The sequence below is a fragment of the Bradyrhizobium genosp. P genome (genome assembly GCF_049949265.1).
Classification (GTDB): domain Bacteria; phylum Pseudomonadota; class Alphaproteobacteria; order Rhizobiales; family Xanthobacteraceae; genus Bradyrhizobium.
The window spans coordinates 4017642-4033524 of sequence record NZ_CP188195.1 but is presented as its reverse complement, the minus strand read 5'-3'; the positions used below and the strand labels follow the sequence as shown (position 1 = coordinate 4033524).

The following is a 15883-nucleotide window of genomic DNA, read 5'->3' as shown; positions in this document are numbered from 1 at the left end:
GTTTTTCTGAACCGCCGTGGCGGGCTTGGCAAGCGCGGAAATATTCCGTCAGGCGAGACCGCGGCGTACGCAGCGCGCGCCCGGAACTACATCGAATTTGCTCCTACCCTACTCCGCCGCCAATTGCCGCGGCGCGGGCGGCGGATTGGCGAGGTCGGCGGCGAGTTGCGCGTAGCGAACCTTGGCCTCCTTGATCGCCTTCTCCTTCACCGGGCCGTAGCCCCTGATCCGATCGGGCAGCGACAGCAGTTCGACCGCGATTTCGTGATTGAGCGGCGACAGCAGACCGAGCACGGTCGCGACGTCCTTCTCGTAACCTGCGATCAGGTCGCGCTCGAGCTTACGGTCGGCGTTGTAGCCGAAGACGTCGAGTGGCGTGCCGCGCAGGACACGGAATTTCGCCAGCATTCTGAAGGCGGACATCATCCAGGCGCCAAACTCACGCTTCTTCGGACGGCCCTGTGCGTCGAGGCCGCCGCCGAGGATCGGCGGTGCCAGATTGAAGTTGAACTTGAACTCACCCTCGAACTGGTCGCGGAGCTGCTTCTCGAAACGGCCGTCGGTGAACAGACGCGCGACCTCGTACTCGTCTTTGTAGGCGAGCAGCTTGGCGTAATTGATCGCGACCGCACGCGGCAGCGCTTCGCCATAGCTACCCTTGGTCGCGGCCTCGCGAACCTGGTCGACCAGCTTGCGGTAGCGCTTTGCCAGCCGTCCGTTCTGGTAGTCGGTCAACAGTGCCATGCGATGGGTGATGATCTCGTCGAGCGACATCGCATCCAGCGACTTCACGGGCGCTGTGTCGTCATCCTGTCCCTTCATCATCGCGGCCAGGCGTGCCGGATCGGCACCGGCCAGGCGCCCGAGCTGGAACGCGTGCGTGTTCATCTTGATCGAGACGCCATTGACCTCGATCGCCTGCTGGATCGACTCTGCCGACAGCGGCAACAGGCCGCGCTGATACGCAAAGCCCATCATCATGATGTTGGTGGCGATGCTATCGCCAAGCAGCGCCTCGGCCGGCTTGGTGAAGTCAAAGAACGCGGTGTCCTTGCGCAGCTCAGTCTCCAGCACGCTGTTGACCTTGCGGCTCTGGAAATTGAAGTCGCGGTTGAGGATGAAGTCCGCGGTCGGAATGATGTGGCTGTTGATGATGCCGACGGTGCGGCTGCTGTCACACAGCGAGATGGTGTCCTTTGACACCGCCACGACCTCGTCGGCGGCGAGCACCAGATCGGCCGTGCCGGTGACGATGCGCGAACAGGTGACATCGGCCGTGTGCTCGGAAAGCCGGACGTGGCTCAGCACCGCGCCGCCTTTTTGCGCAAGGCCGGACATGTCGAGGATCATGCTGGCCTTGCCCTCGATGTGGGCGGCCATGCCGAGCAGCGCGCCGATCGTCAGCACGCCGGTGCCGCCGACGCCGCCGACCGCAATGTTGTAGGGCCGGTCGAGCGCGGGCTTTGAGGCCGGCTCCGGCAAGGCGCCGATATCGCCAAGCTCAGCGGGCGCGCGCCGCTTGAGCTTGCCGCCGTCGACCGTCACGAAGGAAGGGCAGAAACCCTTCACGCAGGAATAGTCCTTGTTGCAGGTCGACTGGTTGATGGTGCGCTTGCGCCCCAATTCCGTTTCCAGCGGCTCGACCGAGATGCAGTTCGATTGCACCGAGCAGTCGCCGCAGCCTTCGCAGACCGCCGGATTGATCAGCACGCGGCGCGCCGGATCCTCCATCAGGCCGCGCTTGCGGCGGCGGCGCTTCTCGGCCGCGCAGGTCTGCACGAACACGATCGCCGAAGTGCCCTTGGTGTCGCGGCACATCTTCTGGACGTTCTCGAGCTCGTCGCGATGGAACAGTTTGACGCCGGGCGCGATGCTGTCGGCCGGATAGGCATCGGGCGTTTCCGAGACCAGGTAGATCTCGCGGATGCCTTCGGCGTGGAGCTGGAACGTGATCTTCTGCGGCGACAGGTCGCCGTCGTGGTGCTGGCCGCCCGTCATCGCGACCGCGTCGTTGTAAAGTATCTTGTAGGTGATGTTGGCCTTCGAGGCGATCGACTGGCGGATCGCCAGGATGCCGGAGTGGAAATAGGTGCCGTCGCCGAGATTGGCGAAGATGTGGTTCTCGTTGGTGAACGGCGCGATGCCGACCCACGGCACGCCCTCGCCGCCCATATGGGTAAAGGTCTCGGTCGAGCGGTTCATCCACAGCGCCATGAAGTGGCAGCCGATGCCGCCCATCGCGCGGCTGCCTTCCGGCACCTTGGTCGAGGTATTGTGCGGACAGCCCGAGCAGAAATACGGCGTACGGGACACCGGCGCGACCGCCTGCATCTGGGTCGACTGCCGGCCGTTGAACCAGTCGGCCTTGGCGCGCAGCATCTCGGCGACTTCGGGGTTGAGATTAAGTCGAAGAAGACGTTCGGTCAGCGAGCTTGCAAGCGAGGCGACGCTGAGTTCGGCGGCGAAGGTGAGGAAGCGCTTGTCGTGATCGTCCATCTTGCCGACGATGCGCGGGCGCACGTCGTCGCGCCAGTTGAACAGCTCCTGCTTGACCTGGTTCTCGACGATCTCGCGGCGTTCCTCGACGATGAATATCTCCTCGAGCCCGACCGCAAAATTGCGCACGCCCTCCGGCTCCAGCGGCCATGGCATGCCGATCTTGTAGAGGCGGATGCCGATCTTGGCGGCGATCTCAGGCGTGACGCCAAGTTCGCGCAGCGCCTGGCGGATGTCCTCGTAGCTCTTGCCCGAGGCCATGATGCCGTAGCGCGCGTTCGGCGAATCCATCGTGATGCGGTTGACCTTGTTGGCGCGGGCAAAGGCGATCGCGGCGAAGCCCTTGTAATCCTGCAAGCGCCGGTCCTGCTCGAAGCGGTCGTCGGGCCAGCGGATGTTCAAGCCGCCCGGCGGCATCTCGAAATCGGTCGGGATCACGAACGGAGTCATCTCGTCGGTGAGATCGATCTCGGCCGTGGTCTCAACCGTCTCGGTGATCACCTTCATGCCGACCCAGCAGCCGGAGTAGCGCGACATCGCGATACCCAGGAGACCCATCTCGATCATTTCATGGATGCTGGAGGGGTAGAGGTAGGGCATCAGTGCGGAGATGAAGGCGTGGTCGGACTGATGCGGGACGGTGGAGGATTTTGCGCCGTGGTCGTCGCCGGCAAGGCAGAGCACGCCGCCGTTTTTGGCCGAACCTGCCGCGTTGCCGTGACGGAACACGTCGCCGCAGCGGTCGACGCCGGGGCCCTTGCCGTACCAGATGCCGACCGCGCCATCATACTTGGCGCCGGGCGACAGCCCGAGCTGTTGCGAGCCCCAGATCGCGGTCGCAGCCAGGTCCTCGTTCACGCCGGGCTGGAACTTGATGTTGTATTGCTCGAGATGCTGGCGGGCGGCGAACAGCTGCTGATCATAGCCGCCGAGCGGAGAACCGCGATAGCCGGAGATGAAGCCCGCGGTGTTGAGGCCTGCGGCGCGGTCCCGTCTGATCTGCGCCATCGGCAGGCGGACCAGCGCCTGGATGCCGGTCAGGAAGACATGGCCGGTGCCTTGGGTGTATTTCTGGTCGAGACCGATAGGCCCTTGGTTGATACCCATTTAGCCCTCTTTTTCCTGGTCGCGACGACTGTGTTTTAGCTAGTCATCCGAGCTTGTTAGAACCAGTCTATGTCGGATGTTCCAACGCACGCACCACAATTCTGGGCAAGGATGCCCGGCGCGCAAAAATCGCAACTTCGTACCGGGAATATCGTGGGGCCGTTTCGGTTTCTGTCGCAGGACAGGCCCGCGGCGAAACAGCGTAACGCGTCGTGTGGACCGGAAGGTGGATAGATGCGGCGGCGGCTTCAGGCGATGCGGGCGATTCTGGTGCCCCTGCTATTGTGCGGTGCGTTCGCATCAGGCGAATGCGTGGCCGAGCCGTCCGACGACGTGATCGCCCGCGGCAAGGCGCTGACGATCGCGGGGGATTGCGCGAGCTGCCACACCGCCGATCCGGCAAAGCCGTTCGCCGGGGGAAAACGGATCGACACGCCGTTCGGCGCGGTGTTTTCGCCGAACCTGACCCCCGACCGCGATACCGGCATCGGTGGCTGGAGCGTCGACGATTTCCTCCGCGCCCTGCGCACCGGCGTCTCGCCGAGCGGGACCCACTATTATCCCGCCTTCCCCTACCCCAATTTCACGAAGCTGATCCGTGACGACATTCTGGCGATCCGCGCCTATCTCGCCACGCTCGAACCCGTCAGCAACAAGGCACCGCCGCCGGAGCTGCGCTGGCCGCTGAACGATCGGGTTCTGATGCGGGCCTGGGATTACCTGTTCTTTGTGCCCGGCATCTTCCAGCCGGACCAGGGCAAGTCCGCGCAATGGAATCGCGGCGGCTATCTGGTCGAAGGCGTGGCGCATTGCGGCGCTTGCCACACGCCGAAGAACGCCTTTGGCGCCGACAGACGCGGCCAGGCGTTCGGCGGCAGCATGGTTCAGGGCATGTTCGCGCCGCGGCTCGACGGCGCTGAACGCAGCGGGCTGAAATCCTGGAGCGTCGACGACATCGTCGAATATCTGCAGAGCGGCCGCAACGGGCACAGCCATGCCGGCCCGCTGATGTCGGAGGTGGTGGTCAATTCGACCTCGAAGATGAGCGACGCCGACGTTCGCGCGATCGCGGTGTATCTGAAGGCGCTGCCGGCGGGCGCGCCGGAGCCTGCGGTCGCTCCGCCCTCGCCGGCACAGATGAGCGACGGCGAGCGCATCTATCGCGGTTCCTGCGTCGCCTGCCACGAACTCGACGGTTCAGGCTCGCCCCGGATCTATCCGCCGCTGCCCGGCAACGCCAACCTGCAATCCGCCGACCCCGCGAGCACGCTACGCATCATCCTCGACGGCGCGCAGACCGTGACCACGCCGCGGGCGCCGAACGCCGGCTCGATGCCGTCCTATCCGAAGCTGACCGACCAGGAGATCGCCGACGTCGCGACCTATATCCGCAACTCCTGGGGCAATGCGGCACCTGCGGTGACGGCGGACCAGGTTGCGAAGGCGCGCCAGCCAAAATAGCCGGTCACCGCTCCTCGCCGCTGAACACGAATTTCGGCATTTCCCATTTGTAGTGGATCGCGAGCATGCGGAACGTCAGCCCGAGCGCGAAGGTCAGCCCGGTCCAGAGCGTGTCGTTCAGCTGCAGTCCGAAGGCGGTCGCGTAGAACAGCCCGGTGACCACGGAGACGCTGGCATAGAGCTCGCTGCGAAACAGCAGCGGCACGTCGTTGCAGAGGAGGTCGCGGAGCACGCCACCGGCGCAGCCGGTAATCATGCCCGAGACGATCACGATCGCCAGCGGCGCATCGACCTGCCAGGCGACGTCGCAGCCGGCCATGGTGAACACCACGAGCCCGATCGCGTCGAGCACGAGGAAGGCAAGATTGAGCCTGACCACCAGCCGCGCCAGCAGGATGGTGACGAAGGACGCAGCCCCCGCAATCGCGAGGTAGATCGGGTGCGCGACCCAGAGCAGTGGATAATGCCCGAGCAGCACGTCGCGGATGGTGCCGCCGCCGAGCGCGGTGATGGCCCCGAGCATGCAGACGCCGGCCCAATCCATGCTGCGCCGGCCCGCGGCGAGCGCCGCCGTCATCGCCTGCGCCGCGACCGCGATGAACGAGAGCACGTGCAGCACGGAATCGGTGGGTGGCATGCTCCACATCGCGAAGGCCTCACGGAACAGGGTCAGGAACCGGGGAATCGGCAGTTCCATCATGGACAAGTTGCAACATTGGCGCGGAACATCCTTACGCGCCAGCTATTGTCCCTCGCGTTTAGCTTTGGGGTGCTAACGGAGGAACGATAATGACCTACGAACCCAACGATCCGTATCGCGCCAACATGACCGATGACGAAATCCGCCGTCAGGCGCGCTTCAACAGCCTGGACAACGAGCTGCAGCCGGATCCGGAACTCGCGCAAGGGCCGGCCAGCGGGACCAAGATCGCGATGTTCGCAGTCGCAGTAGCCGTGGTGCTGGGCGCGCTGTTCTACGGGCTGAATAACACGTCGGTGAATCAGGCCGCCACGACGCCGTCGACCCAGACCGCGCAGACCCAGCCTAACCCGGCCGGGGCGCCTCCGGGCATGCGCGACGTGACGCCGAAGGCCAACAGCCAACCCGGCATGACGACGGGCGCGGCGCCGGCTCAGCCCGCGGCTCCCCCGGCCAGCAAGCCGACCGGCCAGGACATCGACCGCTCGGCGGCGCCGTCGAATTCCACGGGTGGCAACAAACAGTAAGCAAGCCAACGAATGACGGCGGCGAAGCAGCGGGCCGATCGGCCCGCTGCTTTTTTGTCTCGCTTACTTGAATATCTTGTTAAGCTCGCCGCCGGGATAGCCATTGGCGAATTCGGTGAAGGTGCCCTTCTCGGCCATCTCCTTCGCGGCCTTCATGACGCCGGCCCAGGCCATCCGCGCCAGCGAACCGCCGATGCTGACCCGGCGCACGCCGAGATCGGCGATCTCATTCAGCGACAATGGCGCGAAGCCGGTCAACAAATTGACCGGCTTCGGAGCGACCGCCTTCACGACGGCGGAAATCTCCTCTGATGTCTTGATGCCCGGCGCATAGAGGACGTCGGCACCGGCGTCTGAATAGGCCTGCAGCCGTTCGATCACCAGTTTCAGATCGTGCACCCCCCGTAGAAACGCCTCGCACCGGCCGGTGAGCAGCACGCCGCTATTGTCGGCATCGATCGCCTTGCGTGCCGCCCTGATGCGCTCGACCGCAAGCTTATGCTCGAACAGCGGATTGGCGGCATCGCCGGTGAAATCCTCGATCGAGAGCCCGGCTACGCCAGTCTCGACGCCGCGCGCGACGTTGACGGCGACTTTCTCGGGCTCGATGGCGAAGCCGTCCTCATAGTCCGCGTTGACGGGAATATCGACCGACGCACACACGGCGGTGAGATGATCACAGACGTCATCGATGGTGACGGCGTTGTCGGCCTTGCCGATCGTCCAGGCGAAGCCCGCGCTGGTTGAGGCCAGCGCCTTGAAGCCGAGGTGCTGCAGCGCGCAGGCACTGCCGACATCGAACGGATTCGGAATGATGAAGCATCCGCTTTCGTGCAGCTTCTTGAAGGTGGCGCGTTTGTCAGCAGTTGTCACTGGCATCGTTCTCTCCCTGATTGATTGGCCGCGCACAAATAGGCATGCACGGCGTGCGGCGCCAGTCCGGCGTGTGAGCCCGCGGCGCTTATGCTTCCACCTTGCGCAGAAATGTCCGCTCCTCCGCCAGGATGAACTTGTTTTCTTCCGCGAAGTTGAAGTTCGCCATGCCCTCCCTGTCGATGCGCAGCCCCGCGCGATAGGCCTCGTAGGCCGCAAGGTTCTCGAACGAGATCAGCGCGAAGGCGATGTTGTTGGTGCCTTCGTGCGGCATCCAGTAGCCGATCAGGTCGCCGCCGCATCTTGGGATGATCGAGAGCCAGTTCTTCGAATACTCCTCGAACATCGCGCGCTTGAACGGATCGAGCTGGTAACGGATGAAGACGGTGATGGTCATTGATGGCCTCATGCATGTTGGCGTCATCTGCAACACTAGCCGCTTGCCCGACGTCGATGCTTCGGCTATCATCGAACTATGAAAGCAGGACCCGACATCTCCCGGATTGCCGCCCTGGTCGGCGATCCCGCACGCTGCAACATGCTGACCGCGCTGATGACCGGCCGCGCGTTGACCGCAAGTGAACTGGCGCAGGAGGCCGGCATCACGCCGCAGACGGCAAGCTCGCACCTTGCGAAGCTCGAAGCCGGAGGGCTGATCGAGCCGGAGAAGCAGGGCCGCCACCGCTACTATCGCCTCACCGGCCCCGACGTGGCTGACGTGCTCGAGGGCCTGCAGGGCATCGCGGCCCGCGCCGGCCATATGCGCGTGCGCACCGGGCCGAAGGATCCGGCGCTGCGCCGCGCGCGGATCTGCTACGACCACCTCGCTGGCGACCTCGGCGTGCAGATGCTCGACAGCATGAAACAGCAGAAGCTGATCCGCCAGACCAAGGAGGCGATCGAGCTGACCGGCGACGGGAAGCGCTTCATGGCCGAGGCGCTGCAGATCGACGCCGAGACGCTCACGCATCCACGCCGGCCCGTGTGCAAGGCCTGCCTCGACTGGAGCGAACGGCGGCATCATCTTGCGGGCACGCTGGGCGCTGCCGTGATGGACCGCTTCACGGAGCTGAAATGGGCCGCGCGCGACATCACGCCGGGCAGCCGCGTGGTCAATTTCTCGCGCAACGGCGAGAAGCGATTCGCCGCGCTGTTCGGGCCCGGAGAATAACCGCGCTCGCAACCATGACGAATTGTTGCTCGGCTCGTTGAGCGGAAGTTTGTTGCGGTGCCGCAGTGCGACGAAATCCAAGGGAGAAGACATGAAGTATCTTTTTGCAGCAGCAGTTTTGATCACGACCGCATTCGCCGGCATCAGTGCGGCTGGCGCCGCGGGCGGATGCGGCCCCGGCTTCCATCGCGGCCCCTATGCCGGATGCGTCAGGAATCGTGGCGAGGTCGTCGTCGTTCCGGGCGCCGTCGTCGTTGAGCGTCCCGTGGTGGTAGGGCCGGTTGTCCGCGCCTGCCCCGTCGGTTTCGTCTGGCGCTACGGCCGTTGCCGGACGATCTGATCGCACTCGGATACGACAAACAAAACCCCGCTTGGTTGCGGGGTTTTTCTTTTGTGCAATCATTCTACCAATTGCGGAAGCAGTGGCGGCCGTACGGACCCGAATGCCAGCCGGGCGGGCAATTAAACATCGGGCGGCAGCCGCCATACGGACCGCGATGCCATCCGGCGCCGCAGCCGCCGGCCACGCGGATGGTGTCGCCGGACTCGGCCTGGGCCTGATCGAGCGGCGCAACCGGCATGGCCTGGGACGCGGACATCGCGGCCAGACCAAGGCCGAGCGCAAGCACTGAAGCAGCAATAAATTTCATGACAAATCCTTTCAGTTGATACGCATCAGTTGATTCGTGTGCTCATCCCAAAAACAGTTCACAGAAAATCCGGCCGGCGCCTCACCAGCGGCGGCGATGCCAGTGACGGTGCCAATGGCGGCGACGCCAGCCCCAATGCCGGTGGTGCCAGTGACGATGTCCCCAGCCACGGTGGCCATGATGCCAGCGCACCTCCTCGGGCTTGAGACGGTCGACCTCCTCGCCCGTGGTCACGGCCGGATGGGCATCCTCGCCCGCCGGCGACTTTGCGTCTTCGTTGAGCGGATGCGGCGCGAGCGGCGCAGCCTGGACGCTCGCTGCGAAAGCCGCGGCACCCGCGGCAATACCAAAGGCGATCTTCAGGAAATCCCGACGTTCCATGCCTGATTCCTCTGTCTGGAGTGAGACGATTTGCGCCGCAAGTTTTGTCGCGACCACCTGAACACTCGCTGAACCGCGCATTCAGGTACGTGAACTCGATACGTGCGATACAGCAACATGACGTCACACAAACATCACCTCGCAGGCGCGCCTGGCCCACAAGGTGATGACGTCGCCCGGTCCAACCGTTTCGTTGATGATGGAAGCGCGCTAGGATGGCGTCGGACGTCCCGCGACGGGAACAAGAAAAACCAGGGAGGCCGCCATGAAGCAAGGACAGCCGGTCAAGGACGCAAGTCACCTCTACGAAGTCGAGCGTCGCGCCCACCATGCCACCCGCCCCGGCTTTCGCATCGCGGAATTGCAGCTCTCGCCGACGCAGAAGGTGCCGTGGCACACGCACTCCAACATCTCCGATACGTTTTACGTTCTGGAAGGCGAGATGCGGCTGTTCCTGCAGGAGCCCAAGGAGGACGTGCATCTCAAGCCCGGCGACGTCTATGCCGTCAGGCCGACGCGGCCGCATCTCGTGACCAATGCGGGCACCAATTCGCTGACGTTCCTGGTTTTGCAGGGCGTCGGCGAATACGATTACGTCCCGCTGGCGTCGCATTAGTTGCGCGCGCCGCTCTCTCCGCGTGTCGTCTGGCGAAGGGTGATGGTTCTCGATTCACTATCAACCATCGCAGTGTCATCACCTGCGCATGCGCATGCGGGTGATCCAGTATTCCAGAGACGCCGGTGCTTGAGCGGATGGGCTGCGGCGTACAGGGTCGCCCGGTCCCAGTGCGCAATTGCGCACAAGGCCGGGCGATGACAATTGTGGATACGGACGCAGCTGCGCGCTCTCGCGACATGATTTGCCCGAGTCTTGCATTTCGTTCCGCCCTCTCATCTTGTAGAGGGCGCAGGGGAAAGCCGGGTGCCGATCGCACCCATGGGCCCGGTGCAACAAAAAGCACCGGGGTAGGACCACAGGTGTAACCGGGAACTCCGGCTTTCCCTGCGCGATGGGTTACGGCTTATACGTGCTCTCCCCGGTGAGACTGGGCTTGCTTGTCACCGCCATCGGAAGGGACGTTAGCCCCTCGCTGATGAGACACCTGCCACTAGGGCGTCAGGCCTGCACGACTTCGCCGTCCGCATCCGTCACGACCGTCAATCGCGACATCAGCGTCCACCGGATCTCACCGCGCGTTCGTGACGATCGCGAGCGTCCCTCAATCGGGTGAGACAGGGAAATCTATAGCACTAAGTCGCCCTTCCGAAAATCAGAATATTTTTGCCGCGAGGCCTTGCGCCGTCGGGCAAATCAGTGCCAGGGGGAAACGATCGGCGATGAGGCTCCATGCGAATTGCACGGGGCTGCGATGAGGTGAAATCCTCCCGTCGGACGCAGCGCGCGATGCTATAGCTGAGTAGCGACAACAATGAGCGCGACGGGGATCTCAACCTCCTGCGCCGAACAGGGACGAGAACCGCCATGCGCAAGATGTTGGCTGCTGTCATCGCGGCCGTTTGCCTCTCACCGGTTACCTTGCGGGCGGAGGTCGTGCGCTTCGACATTGTGGAGCGCGTGCCGGCCTTCGCGGGCCGGAGCTTCAGCGATGTCGGCCCCTTTGAGCGGATCACGGCGCGGGCGACGATCGCGCTCGATCCCACAGACGATCGCAACGCTGTCATCACCGATCTCGCGCAGGCGCCGCGCAATGCCGACGGCAAGGTGGAAGCGACCGCCGACGTCGTGATCTTGCGGCCCGCCGATCCCACGCATGGCAACGGCACGCTGCTGCTGGAAGTGCCCAATCGCGGCCGCAAGCTCGCACCGCAACTGTTCGACGATTCACCGCAGCCCGGCGCCAACAACGCGCAAGCTCCCGATGATGCCGGCATCGGCTTCCTGCACCGGCAGGGCTACACGATGGTCTGGGTCGGCTGGCAGGGCGACATCCCCTCCAAGCCCGGCCAGATGGCGATGGCCGCGCCGGTGCTGAAGGGCGTCACCGGGCCGGCGCGCGAAGAGATCGTGTTCGACAACACGGTCAACGCAGCACGGGCAATCCTGACCTGGCCCGCGGCCGATCCTGCCAATCTCAAAGTCACTGTCCGCGCCGCCTGGGCCGATCGTCGCGAGACGCCACAAAGTCTCTCCATCCATCTGGTCGACCCCTCCACGGTCGAGATCACGCGGCCCGACGCGTTCGACGCCGGCGCGCTCTACGAGATCACCTATACGGCGCGCGATCCGGTGCCGCTCGGCATGGGCTTTGCCGCGGTCCGCGATGTCGCGAGCTTCCTGCGCCGCGACACGACGGCGGCCAATCCGCTGCTCGACGGACTGCACCCGTCGGTAAGCCGTGCCATCGGCTTCGGCGTCTCACAATCCGGCCGCTTCCTGCGCGATTTCCTCTATCTCGGTTTCAACGAGGATGTGCAGGGCCGCGTCGTGTTCGACGGGCTGATGCCGCATGTCGCCGGCACGCGGCGGATGGCGACCAATTTCCGATTCGGCCAGCCCGGCCGCAATCCGCGCCACCCGCAAGACCCGGCCTGGCAGGCCGACCTGTTCCCGTTCACCTATGCGACGCTATCAGATCCGCTTTCCGGCAAGACCGACGGCCTGCTCCGCCGCTGCGAGCTGTCAACGACCTGCCCCAGGGTGATGCAGACCGACAGCGAGCTGGAATGGTGGTCGTCGCACGCCTCGCTGCTGGTCACCGACCTCGCCGGCAATCACCTCGACCTGCCCGGCAACGTCCGCGCCTACATGATCGCGGGCACGCCGCATTTCGCCGAGCCCACCGACGTGATGCACAAGGGCGTGCCAGCGATGTCGCTGCCGCAGAACCCGATGCATGCCGGCGCCCCGATGCGCGCGCTGCTGACGGACCTCAATGCCTGGATCAGCGACGGCGTACCGCCGCCCTCGAGTCGCGTGCCGATGCGCTCGCAAGGCACGCTGGTTTCAGCCAGCGGCGCGGTGCCATCAGACATCCCCGGCCTGCCCTACAAGGGCATCCATATGCCGGCCGTCTTCTCCGACCAGACTGTGCTGCCGCCAAACGAGATCGGCCGCTATCCAGTGTTCGTGCCGAAAGCCGATGATGACGGCATGGCCATCGCCGGTGTTCACCAGCTCGCCATCGCCGTCCCGCGCGCGACCTACACCGCGTGGAATCCGCGTGCGCCAGGCTTTGGGCCGACAGCGCTCTATCCGCTGCAAGGTGGTGTGGTGCCGTTCGCGCCGACCGAAGCCGCGCGGAAGGAAGTCCACGATCCGCGACTGTCGATCGCCGAGCGTTACGCGGACAATGATGCCTATGTCGCCGCAGTCCGCCGGGAAGCCGCACGGCAGGTGGCCGAACGATTGCTGTTACCGGAAGATGCGGACCGCGCGGTCGAGGCGGCGAAGCAGGGCAATCTCGCGAAGCTGGGACAGTGAGCGGTGAAGCGTAACGGACCATCCTCGTCATTGCGAGGAGCAACAGCGACGAAGCAATCCATTCTTCCGCCTATACGGCACGATGGGTTGCTTCGCTTCGCTCGCAATGACGAGATCGCCCGTGGTTCGGCCCATCACATCAATTTAATCGGCGCATCATGGACGACGCGAAGGTCGATCCGGCTGATCAGGTCCGAACGGCGCGCCTCGGCAGCGCTGATGGCGGCCTCGGTCTGCCGCAACGTCCCAAAATTCGATCCAAGCGACACGATTCCGCCGATAATCAACGCAATCGACCCGAGCGCGACAACCTCACTGGCTCCGAGCCAACCGAGCAGCGTGACGATCAGCAACGCAAAACCGCCGCCGATTGCGATCTTGGAAGCCAGACTGATCTTCCGGCATCGCTCGGCGATCTCGGCAAGCCCCTCGATCCGCGTCTCGAGTTCTGAAATCTCGTCTGTCGGGTTGTCCTCGGACGTCATGAACAAGTCCCGTAGGGCGGATTAGGCGAAGCCGTAACCCGCCGCCGATCGAGCGCGGAGCAGAGATGGTGGATTACGCTTCGCTAACTCACCCTACTTTATTCATCACAGCGAGCCATTCCTGAAATTCAAATGACCACGGGATTCGCGAAGGACTTGCGTAAAGGTCGATGAACTGCTTGCCGTCAGCACTTCGGCGTACTTCCGCAACCAATTGGTCATTCCACCAGACCTCCGTCACCAACTCATCACGATCAGGAGGACTGGCAATCTGCAGGACGAAGCTCATCGTTTCGGGTCCAAACCATTCGTTAGAACCTGTGCGGCGGGTTAGGCGAAGCCGCAACCCGCCGCTGATCGAGCGCGGAGCAGAGATGGTGGGTTACGCTTCGCTAACCCACCCTACGACATCCCTATAACGGCAAATTGTCGTGCTTCTTTGCCGGCATCTCGACCTTCTTGTCCCTGAGCATCGCCAGCGCGCGCGCGATCCGCTTCCTTGTCGAATGCGGCATGATGACGTCGTCGAGGTAGCCGCGCTCGGCGGCGATGAACGGCGACAGGAAGCGGTCTTCGTATTCCTTGGTGCGGGCGGCGATCGCCTCGGCGTCGCCGATGTCACTGCGGAAGATGATCTCCACCGCGCCCTTGGCGCCCATCACGGCGATCTGCGCGGTCGGCCAGGCGTAGTTCATGTCGGCGCCGATTTCCTTGGACGCCATGACGTCGAACGCGCCGCCATAGGCCTTGCGGGTGATGATGGTGACGAGCGGCACCGTGCATTGCGAATAGGCGAACAGCAGCTTCGCGCCGTGCTTAATCAGGCCGCCATATTCCTGCGCGGTGCCCGGCAGGAAGCCCGGCACGTCCACAAACGTCACGATCGGGATATTGAAGGCATCACAGAAGCGCACGAAGCGCGCGGCCTTCCTTGATGCGTCGCTGTCGAGCACACCGGCCAGCACCATCGGCTGGTTGGCGACGAAGCCCACCGTGCGGCCGGCGATGCGGCCGAATCCGGTGACGATGTTCCTGGCAAACGTCTCGGATATCTCGAAGAAATCGCCTTCGTCCACGACCTTGTGGATCAACTCCTTCATGTCGTAGGGCTTGTTGGGATTGTCGGGGATCAGCGTGTCCAGGGACATGTCGAGGCGGCCGATATCGTCGAAGCTCGGCCATTCCGGCACGCCGTCGGTGTTATTCGACGGCAGGAAGTCGATCAGGCGGCGCATCTGCAAGAGCGCGTCGACGTCGTTCTCGAACGCACCGTCGGCGATCGAGGAACGCGTCGCGTGCACCGAGGCGCCGCCGAGTTCTTCCGCCGTGACCACTTCGTTGGTGACTGTTTTCACAACGTCGGGGCCGGTGACGAACATGTAAGAGGTGTTCTTCACCATGAAGATGAAGTCGGTCATCGCGGGGGAATAAACGTCGCCGCCGGCGCAGGGGCCCATGATGACGGAGATCTGCGGGATCACGCCCGAGGCGATGACGTTGCGGCGGAACACGTAGGAATAGCCCGCCAAGGCTGCGACGCCCTCCTGGATGCGCGCGCCGCCGGCGTCATAGAGGCCGATGATCGGCGCCCTCGCCTTCATCGCCATGTCCTGCAGTTTTGTAATTTTCAGCGCGTGGGTCTCGGACAGCGAGCCGCCGAATACCGTAAAGTCCTTGGCGAAGACGAAGGTCTTGCGGCCGTTGACGGTGCCCCAGCCCGTGACGACGCCGTCGCCGGGAATTTTGTTCTTCTCCATGCCGAATTCGGTCGAGCGGTGCTCGACAAACATGTCGAATTCCTCGAACGAGCCCTTGTCCAGCAGCAGCTCGATTCGCTCCCGGGCGGTCAGCTTGCCGCGGGCGTGCTGCGCCTCGATTCGCTTTTCGCCGCCGCCCAGCTTGGCGCCGGCACGCCGTTCTTCGAGGGTGTCGAGGATATCTTTCATTTGCTTCCGCCCGTATTAGCTACTGGACCTGCGTAGAGGATTTCGCCAACTCATGTTCGACGCGTTTTCTTGATGCGAACCGGTTCCCGCTTCGCGCGAAAACGCTTTAGCACGGCATTTTCCGAACCGGAAACGGGGTTGTGGGCGATCCGGACGGCAAAACGGTAGTATTTTCTGACCCTTGGGGGAGATGTCGATGAACGGAACGACCACGCTTGAGACCGGGGCTGCGACCGGCGGGGTGCGGACCCTGCTCCGGCTCGAAGGGCTGGTGCTGTTTCTCGGCATGACCCTGCTCTATGCGACCTGGGAGGGATCGTGGCTGGTCTATGTCGTGCTCTTCCTGGTGCCGGATTTGAGCTTCGCCGCCTATCTCGCCGGCCCCCGCGTCGGCGCTATCGTTTACAACGCCGCCCACGCCTATCTGGCGCCGATGGCGCTGATGACGTTCGGCTTTTACACGGCAGAGCCGCTGGTGCTCTCGATCGCGATGATCTGGCTCGCCCATATCGGGTTCGATCGCGCGCTCGGCTACGGCCTGAAATATTCGGCCGGATTCGGCTTCACCCATCTCGGGCGGTTGGGGAAGGACAAATTGACAGGCTGACGGACGCTTGCTGTAGTCGCGCGCCGACGGCAATGCG

The 15883-nt window shown here is 63.9% G+C and carries 16 protein-coding genes; 7 read left to right on the top strand and 9 right to left on the bottom strand.

Annotation, left to right across the window (positions count from 1 at the left end):
- Positions 1-108 precede the first annotated feature (108 nt).
- Positions 109-3603 carry an indolepyruvate ferredoxin oxidoreductase family protein gene (locus ACP2YO_RS19580; RefSeq protein WP_426442297.1) on the bottom strand — a complete coding sequence of 1165 codons (3495 nt, stop codon included), beginning with the start codon at positions 3601-3603 and terminating at the stop codon, positions 109-111.
- 255 nt (positions 3604-3858) lie between these two features.
- Here ACP2YO_RS19580 and ACP2YO_RS19575 point away from each other — a divergent pair, with 255 nt between their 5' ends.
- Positions 3859-5064 carry a c-type cytochrome gene (locus tag ACP2YO_RS19575; protein WP_426443257.1) on the top strand — a complete coding sequence of 402 codons (1206 nt, stop codon included), beginning with the start codon at positions 3859-3861 and terminating at the stop codon, positions 5062-5064.
- 4 nt (positions 5065-5068) lie between these two features.
- Here ACP2YO_RS19575 and ACP2YO_RS19570 read toward each other — a convergent pair whose 3' ends face one another.
- A complete protein-coding gene (locus ACP2YO_RS19570) occupies positions 5069-5710 on the bottom strand; it encodes a trimeric intracellular cation channel family protein (protein ID WP_426443256.1) in 642 nt (213 codons plus the stop codon).
- Between the two features lie 143 nt (positions 5711-5853).
- Here ACP2YO_RS19570 and ACP2YO_RS19565 point away from each other — a divergent pair, with 143 nt between their 5' ends.
- Complete coding sequence (locus ACP2YO_RS19565) at positions 5854-6291, top strand: hypothetical protein (RefSeq protein WP_426442296.1); 438 nt, start codon at positions 5854-5856, stop codon at positions 6289-6291.
- A 63-nt stretch (positions 6292-6354) separates the two neighbouring features.
- Here the strand turns inward: ACP2YO_RS19565 and ACP2YO_RS19560 are convergent, their stop codons facing one another.
- Both ACP2YO_RS19560 and ACP2YO_RS19555 read right to left on the bottom strand, forming a co-directional pair.
- Positions 6355-7170, bottom strand: a complete 816-nt coding sequence (locus ACP2YO_RS19560) for an isocitrate lyase/PEP mutase family protein (RefSeq protein ID WP_426442295.1) — start codon at positions 7168-7170, stop codon at positions 6355-6357.
- An 82-nt stretch (positions 7171-7252) separates the two neighbouring features.
- Complete coding sequence (locus tag ACP2YO_RS19555; RefSeq protein ID WP_426442294.1) at positions 7253-7561, bottom strand: NIPSNAP family protein; 309 nt, start codon at positions 7559-7561, stop codon at positions 7253-7255.
- A gap of 78 nt (positions 7562-7639) precedes the next feature.
- Here ACP2YO_RS19555 and ACP2YO_RS19550 point away from each other — a divergent pair, with 78 nt between their 5' ends.
- Both ACP2YO_RS19550 and ACP2YO_RS19545 read left to right on the top strand, forming a co-directional pair.
- Positions 7640-8335, top strand: coding sequence for an ArsR/SmtB family transcription factor (locus ACP2YO_RS19550; RefSeq protein WP_426442293.1), 696 nt, complete (start codon positions 7640-7642; stop codon positions 8333-8335).
- Positions 8336-8426: 91 nt separating this feature from the next.
- Positions 8427-8675, top strand: coding sequence for a GCG_CRPN prefix-to-repeats domain-containing protein (locus ACP2YO_RS19545; RefSeq protein ID WP_426442292.1), 249 nt, complete (start codon positions 8427-8429; stop codon positions 8673-8675).
- Positions 8676-8739: 64 nt separating this feature from the next.
- Here the strand turns inward: ACP2YO_RS19545 and ACP2YO_RS19540 are convergent, their stop codons facing one another.
- Both ACP2YO_RS19540 and ACP2YO_RS19535 read right to left on the bottom strand, forming a co-directional pair.
- Positions 8740-8985 (bottom strand): GCG_CRPN prefix-to-repeats domain-containing protein, encoded by a 246-nt coding sequence (locus ACP2YO_RS19540; RefSeq protein ID WP_426442291.1) that lies wholly within the window; start codon positions 8983-8985, stop codon positions 8740-8742.
- Positions 8986-9066: 81 nt separating this feature from the next.
- A complete protein-coding gene (locus ACP2YO_RS19535; RefSeq protein WP_426442290.1) occupies positions 9067-9366 on the bottom strand; it encodes a twin-arginine translocation signal domain-containing protein in 300 nt (99 codons plus the stop codon).
- 265 nt (positions 9367-9631) lie between these two features.
- Between ACP2YO_RS19535 and ACP2YO_RS19530 the strand changes: the two genes are divergently transcribed.
- A complete protein-coding gene (locus tag ACP2YO_RS19530) occupies positions 9632-9982 on the top strand; it encodes a cupin domain-containing protein (protein ID WP_426442289.1) in 351 nt (116 codons plus the stop codon).
- An 867-nt stretch (positions 9983-10849) separates the two neighbouring features.
- Positions 10850-12808 (top strand): alpha/beta hydrolase domain-containing protein, encoded by a 1959-nt coding sequence (locus tag ACP2YO_RS19525; protein WP_426442288.1) that lies wholly within the window; start codon positions 10850-10852, stop codon positions 12806-12808.
- Positions 12809-12942: 134 nt separating this feature from the next.
- Here ACP2YO_RS19525 and ACP2YO_RS19520 read toward each other — a convergent pair whose 3' ends face one another.
- From ACP2YO_RS19520 to ACP2YO_RS19510, 3 genes are all read right to left on the bottom strand, one after another.
- On the bottom strand, positions 12943-13293 hold the full coding sequence (locus ACP2YO_RS19520; RefSeq protein ID WP_426442287.1) for a hypothetical protein: 351 nt from the start codon (positions 13291-13293) through the stop codon (positions 12943-12945).
- Between the two features lie 88 nt (positions 13294-13381).
- Entirely contained in the window at positions 13382-13582 is a 201-nt protein-coding gene (locus ACP2YO_RS19515) for a hypothetical protein (protein WP_426442286.1), read from the bottom strand.
- A 124-nt stretch (positions 13583-13706) separates the two neighbouring features.
- Entirely contained in the window at positions 13707-15239 is a 1533-nt protein-coding gene (locus ACP2YO_RS19510; protein WP_426442285.1) for an acyl-CoA carboxylase subunit beta, read from the bottom strand.
- Between the two features lie 196 nt (positions 15240-15435).
- Here ACP2YO_RS19510 and ACP2YO_RS19505 point away from each other — a divergent pair, with 196 nt between their 5' ends.
- The gene (locus ACP2YO_RS19505; RefSeq protein WP_426442284.1) at positions 15436-15846 is read left to right on the top strand and encodes a DUF4260 domain-containing protein; all 411 of its coding nucleotides are present in this window, start codon (positions 15436-15438) and stop codon (positions 15844-15846) included.
- The last annotated feature ends 37 nt before the right edge of the window (positions 15847-15883 follow it).

Bases quoted from the DNA above. Each gene is read 5' to 3' on its own strand.
- ACP2YO_RS19530 (WP_426442289.1), top strand. From the start codon at position 9,632: ATGAAGCAAGGACAGCCGGTCAAGGACGCAAGTCACCTCTACGAAGTC.
- ACP2YO_RS19505 (WP_426442284.1), top strand. From the start codon at position 15,436: ATGAACGGAACGACCACGCTTGAGACCGGGGCTGCGACCGGCGGGGTG.
- ACP2YO_RS19535 (WP_426442290.1), bottom strand. From the start codon at position 9,366: ATGGAACGTCGGGATTTCCTGAAGATCGCCTTTGGTATTGCCGCGGGT.
- ACP2YO_RS19525 (WP_426442288.1), top strand. From the start codon at position 10,850: ATGCGCAAGATGTTGGCTGCTGTCATCGCGGCCGTTTGCCTCTCACCG.
- ACP2YO_RS19515 (WP_426442286.1), bottom strand. From the start codon at position 13,582: ATGAGCTTCGTCCTGCAGATTGCCAGTCCTCCTGATCGTGATGAGTTG.
- ACP2YO_RS19565 (WP_426442296.1), top strand. From the start codon at position 5,854: ATGACCTACGAACCCAACGATCCGTATCGCGCCAACATGACCGATGAC.
- ACP2YO_RS19555 (WP_426442294.1), bottom strand. From the start codon at position 7,561: ATGACCATCACCGTCTTCATCCGTTACCAGCTCGATCCGTTCAAGCGC.
- ACP2YO_RS19540 (WP_426442291.1), bottom strand. From the start codon at position 8,985: ATGAAATTTATTGCTGCTTCAGTGCTTGCGCTCGGCCTTGGTCTGGCC.
- ACP2YO_RS19570 (WP_426443256.1), bottom strand. From the start codon at position 5,710: ATGTGGAGCATGCCACCCACCGATTCCGTGCTGCACGTGCTCTCGTTC.
- ACP2YO_RS19580 (WP_426442297.1), bottom strand. From the start codon at position 3,603: ATGGGTATCAACCAAGGGCCTATCGGTCTCGACCAGAAATACACCCAA.
- ACP2YO_RS19520 (WP_426442287.1), bottom strand. From the start codon at position 13,293: ATGACGTCCGAGGACAACCCGACAGACGAGATTTCAGAACTCGAGACG.
- ACP2YO_RS19550 (WP_426442293.1), top strand. From the start codon at position 7,640: ATGAAAGCAGGACCCGACATCTCCCGGATTGCCGCCCTGGTCGGCGAT.
- ACP2YO_RS19545 (WP_426442292.1), top strand. From the start codon at position 8,427: ATGAAGTATCTTTTTGCAGCAGCAGTTTTGATCACGACCGCATTCGCC.
- ACP2YO_RS19510 (WP_426442285.1), bottom strand. From the start codon at position 15,239: ATGAAAGATATCCTCGACACCCTCGAAGAACGGCGTGCCGGCGCCAAG.
- ACP2YO_RS19560 (WP_426442295.1), bottom strand. From the start codon at position 7,170: ATGCCAGTGACAACTGCTGACAAACGCGCCACCTTCAAGAAGCTGCAC.
- ACP2YO_RS19575 (WP_426443257.1), top strand. From the start codon at position 3,859: ATGCGGGCGATTCTGGTGCCCCTGCTATTGTGCGGTGCGTTCGCATCA.